This window comes from uncultured Frigoribacterium sp., assembly GCF_963515265.1.
Lineage (GTDB): Bacteria > Actinomycetota > Actinomycetes > Actinomycetales > Microbacteriaceae > Frigoribacterium.
This window is the reverse complement of the sequence record NZ_CAUPYL010000124.1, coordinates 1-7885: the sequence shown is the minus strand read 5'-3', so window position 1 is coordinate 7885 and position 7885 is coordinate 1. Positions and strand designations below refer to the sequence as shown.

Annotated in this window: 7 protein-coding genes; 6 read left to right on the top strand and 1 reads right to left on the bottom strand. The window is 71.2% G+C overall.

Annotation, left to right across the window (positions count from 1 at the left end; translation table 11 throughout):
• The first annotated feature begins 321 nt into the window (after positions 1–321).
• From RWM17_RS10150 to RWM17_RS10125, 6 genes are all read left to right on the top strand, one after another.
• Positions 322–1650 (top strand): sugar ABC transporter substrate-binding protein, encoded by a 1329-nt coding sequence (locus tag RWM17_RS10150; protein ID WP_314103293.1) that lies wholly within the window; start codon positions 322–324, stop codon positions 1648–1650.
• Between the two features lie 89 nt (positions 1651–1739).
• A complete protein-coding gene (locus RWM17_RS10145) occupies positions 1740–2738 on the top strand; it encodes a sugar ABC transporter permease (protein WP_314103292.1) in 999 nt (332 codons plus the stop codon).
• Positions 2731–3570 (top strand): carbohydrate ABC transporter permease, encoded by an 840-nt coding sequence (locus RWM17_RS10140; protein WP_123546690.1) that lies wholly within the window; start codon positions 2731–2733, stop codon positions 3568–3570. The genes RWM17_RS10145 and RWM17_RS10140 overlap by 8 nt, the downstream gene beginning before the upstream one ends.
• Positions 3571–3603: 33 nt before the next feature.
• The gene (locus RWM17_RS10135) at positions 3604–4752 is read left to right on the top strand and encodes a Gfo/Idh/MocA family oxidoreductase (protein WP_314103290.1); all 1149 of its coding nucleotides are present in this window, start codon (positions 3604–3606) and stop codon (positions 4750–4752) included.
• A 113-nt stretch (positions 4753–4865) separates the two neighbouring features.
• Positions 4866–5879, top strand: coding sequence for a sugar phosphate isomerase/epimerase family protein (locus tag RWM17_RS10130; protein WP_314103288.1), 1014 nt, complete (start codon positions 4866–4868; stop codon positions 5877–5879).
• A 28-nt stretch (positions 5880–5907) separates the two neighbouring features.
• Positions 5908–6873: a biopolymer transporter Tol gene (locus RWM17_RS10125; protein ID WP_314103286.1), complete on the top strand. Its 966-nt coding sequence runs from the start codon at positions 5908–5910 to the stop codon at positions 6871–6873.
• Positions 6874–6942: 69 nt separating this feature from the next.
• Here the strand turns inward: RWM17_RS10125 and RWM17_RS10120 are convergent, their stop codons facing one another.
• Entirely contained in the window at positions 6943–7623 is a 681-nt protein-coding gene (locus RWM17_RS10120; protein ID WP_314103295.1) for an ABC transporter ATP-binding protein, read from the bottom strand.
• Positions 7624–7885: the final 262 nt, after the last annotated feature.

Below are 7885 nucleotides of genomic sequence, written 5' to 3'. Positions count from 1 at the left end.
CCTGTTCACGTAAGGGACAATAATCCAACACCACCAAATCCGAATCCGAACCCAATCACCGATCCCAAGAGACTTCCTACAGCATACCGTAATCCGAAGACTAATTGTAACCCAAGGGGGTGTGCGGTGGGGGGGCGGGCGTGGACGAGGTGGCCGCCCCGCCACCGGGACAGCGTCCCCCCTCCACTTTCCCTCCCGAAGCACCACAGCAGCACAGCACCACAGCCACACAGCCACACACAGCACCACAGCCACACAGCACCACAGCACTTCCCCCGCTCGATGAAGAGACCTCTCGAAGATGAGAAACCAGGAGAAGACATGAACACGAAGAAGTTCCGCTGGGTCGCCGCCGTCGCCGTCGGCGTCGTCGCGGCAGGCTCGATGACCGCCTGCTCCGCCTCCGGCGGCAGCGGCGACAGCGACACGATCACCTACTGGGCCAGCAACCAGGCCCCCACGGTCGAGCGAGACGCCGAGATCCTGCAGGAGTCCATCGACCGCTACACGGAGGAGACGGGGGTGGAGGTCGACCTCGAGGTCATCCCGTGGTCCGACCTCTACAACCGCATCCTCACCGCCGTCTCGAGCGGCGAGGGCCCCGACGTGCTCAACATCGGCAACACGTGGGCGGTGTCTCTCCAGTCGAGCGGCGCGTTCGTGCCCTGGGAGGGCGAGGCCCTGGACGAGATCGGCGGCCAGGACCGCTTCGTCCAGTCGAGCTTCGCCACCGGCGGCGCCGAGGGCCAGGCCCCGACCTCCGTTCCGATCTACGGCCTGTCGTACTCGCTGTACTACAACACCGCCATGTTCGAGGCGGCCGGCATCACCACGCCGCCCGCCACGTGGGACGAGTTCGTCGAGGACGCCAAGAAGCTGACGATCGACACCGACGGGGACGGCCAGATCGACCAGTGGGGCGTCACGATGGCCGGCTCGAGCATCACGAACAACGCCCACCAGGCGTTCGTCCGCGGCCTGCAGAACGGCGGCGAGCTCTACGACGGCGACGGCAACCCCGACTTCGGCAACGACGGCGTCGTGGCCGGCGTCAAGGAGTGGGTCGACCTGATGGCCGTCGACAAGGTCGTCTCGCCGTCCGACGCCGAGAGCGTCAACGGCTCCGACATGGCGGCGACCTTCGCCGAGGGCCAGGCCGCGATGTTCTTCGACCAGGCCCCGGGCGACAACCTCAAGTCGCGCAACTTCACCGACTACGCCGCGGCGCCCGTGCCGATGGAGACCGCCGACGCCACCGGCCTCGAGGGCACCCAGAGCCACGTCGCGGGCATCAACGTCAGCGTCTTCGAGAACTCGGGCAACAAGGAGGCGGCGATCGACTTCGTCAAGCACCTCACGAGCGACGACGAGCAGAAGTACCTCAACGAGTCGTTCGGCTCGCTGCCCGTGGTCACCGCCGCCTACGACGACCCCGCGTTCCAGACGGACGTGATCAAGCTGAAGCAGACGATCCTCGCGGACCACGCCCAGCCCATGCCCCTCTACCCCTCCGAGGGACAGATGGAGACCCTGGTCGGCACCGCGATCAAGGACCTCCTCGCCACCGCGGCCCAGGGCGGCTCCGTCAGCGAGGCCGACGTGAAGTCGGCCCTCGAGGACGCGAACAGCCAGATGACCACGGGTCAGTAGCCCCGTCCCACCGTGCGGGGACCCGTCCGGTCGGCAGCGCCAGCGCTGTCGGCCGGACGGGCCCCCCTGCCCCGCCCGAGAGGACCGTCATGACCGTCAACGTTCTGCCCCCCGCCACCGCCGAGAAAGAGTCGGCTCCCGATCCGCACCAGCAGGCTCCGATCGAGCCCGCGAAGCGCAAGAAGCACCGCTCGCCGCTCGCCTACTTCCTGGTCGCCCCCGCGGCCCTGGCCGAGTTCCTCGTCCACATCGTCCCCATGGTGCTCGGCATCTGGATCGCGTTCATCACGCTGAACCAGCTCAGCATCGCCAACTGGGTCAACGCCCCCTTCGTCGGCCTGCAGAACTTCGTCACGGCCCTCGACCCGAGCTCGCCCATCGCGGGCCAGCTCTACGGGGCCCTCGGCCGCACCCTGCTCTTCACCGTGATCGTCGTCGCGATCGCGTGGAGCATGGGCATGCTCGGCGCCGTGCTGCTGACCAGCTCGTTCAAGGGGCGGGGCCTGCTCCGCACGCTGTTCCTCGTGCCCTACGCGCTGCCCTCGTACGTCGGCACCATCGCCTGGGCCTTCATGTTCAACCAGCGAGACGGGGCCATCAACCGGTTCCTGGTCGACGACCTCGGGATCCTCCAGGACAGGCCCTTCTGGCTGCTCGGCGGGAACTCGTTCTGGGCGATCGTGATCGTGACCGCCTGGCAGTTCTGGCCCTTCGCGTTCCTGATGCTGCTCGCGGCGCTGCAGAACATCCCGGGCGACGTCTACGAGGCCGCCAGCCTCGACGGTGCCAGCCTCTGGAAGCAGTTCACGAACATCACGCTGCCGATGGTGAAGCCTGCGAACGCCGTGCTGCTGCTCATCATGAGCCTCTGGATCTTCAACCAGTTCAACGTGCCCTACGTGCTCTTCGGCCCGGCCTCGCCCGAGCAGGCGACGCTCATCTCGCCGCTGATCTACCAGCAGAGCTTCAACAACTGGAACTTCGGCCTCGGCGGTGCCATGAGCGTCATGCTCCTGGTCGTGCTGCTGATCGCGTCGGCGTTCTACATCCGGATGGTCCTCCCGAAGGGGCAGAACGACAATGATTGAGACCCGCGGCTTCAAGATCTTCCGCTTCTTCGGGCTGGCGTTCCTGTCGCTGGTCGTGATCATCCCGCTGTACGTGGTGCTCACGACCTCGATCAAGCCGCTGGCCGACGTGCAGGGCCTCTTCACCTGGATCCCCTCGCGCGTCACCCTCGAGCCCTACGTGCAGATCTGGCAGACGGTGCCCCTGGCGTCGTACTTCAAGAACAGCCTGATCGTGACCATCTCGGCGACGATCCTGTCGGTGGCGATGGCCGTGCTGGCCGCCTACGCGCTGGCTCGCCTGCGCTTCCGTGGACAGCGCAGCTTCAGCCTCGTGGTGCTGTCGACCCAGATGTTCCCCGGCATCCTGTTCCTCCTCCCGCTGTTCCTGATCTTCGTGCAGATCCAGCGCACGGTCGGGGTGCAGCTGACGGGCAGCTACCTGGGCCTGATCATCACCTACATGACGTTCAGCCTGCCGTTCTCGATCTGGATGCTGACGGGCTACTTCGCCTCCATCCCGAAAGAACTCGAGGAGGCCTCGATGATCGACGGCACGGGTCGCCTCGGCGCCCTGTTCCGCGTGATCATCCCCGTCGCGAAGCCCGGCATCATCGCCGTCGCGGTCTACGCCTTCATCACGGCCTGGGGCGAGGTGCTCTTCGCCTCGGTGCTCACGAGCAAGGACACCAGGACCCTGTCGATCGGCCTGCGGGCGTACGCGTCGCAGCAGGACGTCTACTGGAACCAGCTGATGGCGGCCTCGGTCGTCGTCTCGCTGCCCGTGCTGATCGGCTTCATGCTCGTGCAGAAGCACCTCATCACCGGTCTGTCCTCCGGTGCCGTCAAGTGACGCCGACCGGCCTGGCCTGACGGGGGCGCAGCGGTGACCGACGTGGGGGAGGCGCTGCCTCGCCTCGCGGACGTCGCCCCGACCCGGCGGGCCGCGGCCTCGGTCGCGCCCCTCCGGGTCGGGGTGGTGGGCGGGGGCTTCATGGGCCGGGTGCACACGGCGGCGGCCCGGGCGGCCGGCGCGCAGGTGGTCGCGGTCGCGTCCTCGAGCCCGGCCAGCGCCTCCTTCGCGGCCGCCGCCCTGGGCGTGCCGACCGCCCACGACAGCGTGCAGGACCTCCTCGACGACCCCGGCGTCGACGTCGTCCACCTCTGCACGCCGAACGCCGTGCACGCGGGTCTCGCCCTCGCCGCCCTGGCGGCCGGCAAGCACGTGGTCTGCGAGAAGCCGCTGGCCACCTCGACGGCCGAGGCCGACGAGCTCGTGCGGGCAGCCCGGGCGGCAGGCAGGACCGCCGCGGTCCCGTTCGTCTACCGGTACCACCCGATGGTGCGGGAGGCGCGGGCCAGGGTGGCCGCCGGCGTCACGGGACGCGTGCTCAGCGTCCGGGGCAGCTACCTGCAGGACTGGCTGCTCGACCGCGACGACGTCGACTGGCGCGTCGACTCGGCCTCGGGCGGCCCCTCGCGCGCCTTCGCCGACATCGGCAGCCACCTCGTCGACCTCGTCGAGTTCGTCCTCGGCGACCGCGTGGCCGCCCTCGCGGCCGTCGTCGACCGGGTCCACGACGAACGCGGCGGACGCCCGGTCGACACCGAGGACGAGGCGGCGGTCGTCTTCGAGACGGCCGCCGGCGTCATCGGCACCCTCTTCGTGTCGCAGGTGGCGCCGGGGCGGAAGAACCGCCTCCTCGTCGACGTCGCGGGCACCGCGGAGAGCCTGGAGTTCTCGCAGGAAGAGCCCGACCGGCTCTGGATCGGGCGTCGCGCCGCGTCCGAGGTCGTCTCGCGCGACGCGGCCCGGCTGGTGCCGGACGCGGCCCGCCTCTCGACGCTCCCGGCCGGGCACCCGATGGGCTACCACGACGCCTTCGCCTCGTTCGTCCGCGACGTGCACGACGCCGTGCGCGGCGGGCAGCCGGAGGGGCTGCCGACCTTCGAGGACGGCCGCCGCGCCGTCGTCGTCACCGAGAGCGTCCTGCTCGCCGCCGCCGAGCGGCGCTGGGTGGACGTCCCCTCGTGAACGACCGCCCCGCGGACGACCGCCCCGCGGACGACCGCCCCGTGGAGCGCCACGGAGTGGACCAGGATGGAGCTGCGCCGCGCGCCGACGCACCGACGACGAGAGAGGCCGACATGGGCGAGAGCTCGCACCCCGTCACGCTGTTCACCGGCCAGTGGGCCGACCTGCCGCTCGAGGAGGTGGCGGCGCTCGCCGCGGGCTGGGGCTACGACGGCCTCGAGATCGCCGCGTCGGGCGACCACCTCGACCTCGAGCGCGCCGACGAGGACGACGCGTACCTCCGCGGCCGGCTCGACGTGCTCGAGCGGCACGGCCTCGGCGTCTGGGCCATCTCGAACCACCTCACGGGCCAGGCCGTCTGCGACGACCCGATCGACTTCCGGCACCAGGCGATCGTGCGTCCGAGCACGTGGGGCGACGGCGAGCCCGAGGGCGTCCGTCAGCGTGCGGCCGAGGACATGAAGCGGGCGGCCAGGGTCGCCCGGCGGATGGGAGTCGACACGGTCGTCGGGTTCACCGGATCGAAGATCTGGCCGTACGTGGCGATGTTCCCGCCCGTGCCCGAGAGCGTCATCGACGCCGGCTACGAGGACTTCGCCGCCCGCTGGAACCCCATCCTCGACGTCTTCGACGGCGAGGGCGTGCGGTTCGCCCACGAGGTGCACCCCTCCGAGATCGCCTACGACCACTGGACGAGCGTCCGCGCCCTCGACGCGATCGAGCACCGCGAGGCCTTCGGCTTCAACTGGGACCCGTCGCACATGCTCTGGCAGGGCGTCGACACGATCGGGTTCATCGTCGACTTCGCCGACCGGATCTACCACGTCGACTGCAAGGACACGCGTGTCCGGCCGAGCAGCGGCCGCGCCGGGGTGCTCGGTTCGCACCTGCCCTGGGGCGACCCTCGTCGCGGCTGGGACTTCGTCTCGACCGGGCACGGCGACGTCGACTGGGAGTCGGCGTTCCGCACCCTCGACGCCGTCGGCTACGCAGGCCCGATCTCGATCGAGTGGGAGGACGCCGGCATGGACCGGCTGCACGGGGCGCCCGAGGCGCTGGCCCACGTGCGCTCGCTGCTCTGGCCCCGGCCGACCGCCTCCTTCGACGCCGCCTTCTCGAACCAGTAGCCGCCCGCCCACGAACAGGGAGAACCCCGTGCCCCGCACCCTCCAGCCCGGACAGTCGAGCCGCGTGCTCGTCGTCGACCCCGCGACCAGAGAGGTCGAGGTCGCCCTCGAGAGCTCGAGCGTCCTCGTCGAGGCGCCCAACTGGAGCCCCGACGGCCGCTGGCTCGTCGTCAACGCCGACGGGCTGCTCTGGCGGCTGCCCGCCGAGGCGCGGGGCGTCGACGAGGCGGCCCTGGTGCCCGTGCCCATGGGCGACGTGCCCGAGATCAACAACGACCACGTGATCGCGCCCGATCAGGGCAGCGTGTTCGTCAGCTCGCGCGACGGCCACCTGTACGAGGTGCCCTGGGACGGCGTCGCGCCCGGCGGCGAGGCACGCCGCGTCACGCGCGAGCACCCTGCCGGCCGGAACCACAAGAACTACCTGCACGGCGTCTCGCCCGACGGCGCGACGCTCAGCGTGATCGTCGGCGCCCTGCCCGAGGCGGCAGTCGACCCGGACGACGAGGAGGCGCGGGCCGGCTGGCAGACGAACGTCGTGCTGGTCTCGGTGGCCGACGGCGCTCCGACCTCCGTGACCGCGGACGGCCACCCCGACGACGGTGCGGAGTTCTCGCCGGACGGTCGACACGTCTGGTTCAACTCGGAGCGGGCGTCGGGCGGCGTGGCGGGCCACGCGCAGCTGTTCCGCGCCCGGCCCGACGGCGGCGAGCTCGTGCAGGTCACCGACGACGAGCTCGTGAACTGGTTCCCGCACGTCTCGCCCGACGGGGCGACCCTGCTCTGGCTCGGCTACCCGACGGGCACGCTCGGCCACCCCGAGGACCGCGACGTCGTGCTCCGCACCCTGCCGCTCGGCACCGACGGGCTGCCGACGCCGGGGGAGCAGCCGCACGACGTGCTGCGGCTGCTCGGAGGCCAGGGCACGATCAACGTGCCGTGCTGGGCACCCGACTCGGCTCGCTTCGCCTGCGTGGACTACCCGCGCGGCTGAGCGCCCACGAGGGGAGCCGGCGAGGGCGGGCCCCGGCGCCCAGCCGGGTCCCGCCCTCGGGCTCGGACGTCAGGCCGTCGGCAACAGCTCAGCGACCTTGCCGCCGGCGATGCGCAGGCGCCGCTCGGCCCGCCGGGCCACGGCCGAGTCGTGCGTCACGATGACGAGGGTCAGCCCGCGGTCGCGCCAGACGCCCTCGAGCAGGTCCATGATCTCGTCCCGGGTCGCCTCGTCGAGCGACCCCGTCGGCTCGTCCGCCAGCAGCACGGTCGGCTCCTTGACCAGCGCACGCGCGATGGCGACCCTCTGCTGCTGGCCGCCGCTGAGCTCGCCCGGCAGGTGGTCGGCCCGCTCCGCGAGCCCGACCGAGGCCAGCGCCTCCTTCGCCCTCGTCCGTCGCTCGGGGCGGGGCACCGAGTCGTCCGCGAACGCCGTCTCGACGTTCTCCGCGGCCGTCAGCGTCGGGATCAGGTTGAAGCCCTGGAACACGAAGCCGACGTCGCGGGCCCGTACCGCCGCCAGCGCGCGGTCGCCCGCCGCCGAGAGGTCGGAGTCGCCGAGCCTCACCGTGCCGCTCGTCGGCCGGTCCAGCGCGCCGAGCATCTGCAGCAGGGTCGACTTGCCGCCTCCGGTCGGGCCCTGGATCGCGACCATCTGGCCCGCGGGGATCTCGAGGTCGACCCCGTCGAGGGCCGTGACGCTCTTCTTCCCCTGCGAGTAGGTCTTGGTGACGGCGATGAGCGTGTACATGGGCGTGGTGCCTCCGGAGGCGGTGGTCGGGTCGGTGGGTCCGGCGGGTGCCGGCAGGGCGGTGGCGCGGACGTCGGTGGCGGTCGGCTCCGCGGCCGCCCCGGTCACGCGACGCTCCTCAGCGCCTCGGCTGGGCGCAGCCGCGACGCGCGCCACCCGCCCACGGCGCCGGCGAGCAGCCCGCCGACGACGGCCAGGCCGACCGCGAGCAGCACGACCGAGATCGTGACGGGGGCGTGCAGGACGACGTCCGTCGTCGCCG

Bases quoted from the DNA above. Each gene is read 5' to 3' on its own strand.
- RWM17_RS10150 (WP_314103293.1), top strand. From the start codon at position 322: ATGAACACGAAGAAGTTCCGCTGGGTCGCCGCCGTCGCCGTCGGCGTC.
- RWM17_RS10145 (WP_314103292.1), top strand. From the start codon at position 1,740: ATGACCGTCAACGTTCTGCCCCCCGCCACCGCCGAGAAAGAGTCGGCT.
- RWM17_RS10140 (WP_123546690.1), top strand. From the start codon at position 2,731: ATGATTGAGACCCGCGGCTTCAAGATCTTCCGCTTCTTCGGGCTGGCG.
- RWM17_RS10130 (WP_314103288.1), top strand. From the start codon at position 4,866: ATGGGCGAGAGCTCGCACCCCGTCACGCTGTTCACCGGCCAGTGGGCC.
- RWM17_RS10120 (WP_314103295.1), bottom strand. From the start codon at position 7,623: ATGTACACGCTCATCGCCGTCACCAAGACCTACTCGCAGGGGAAGAAG.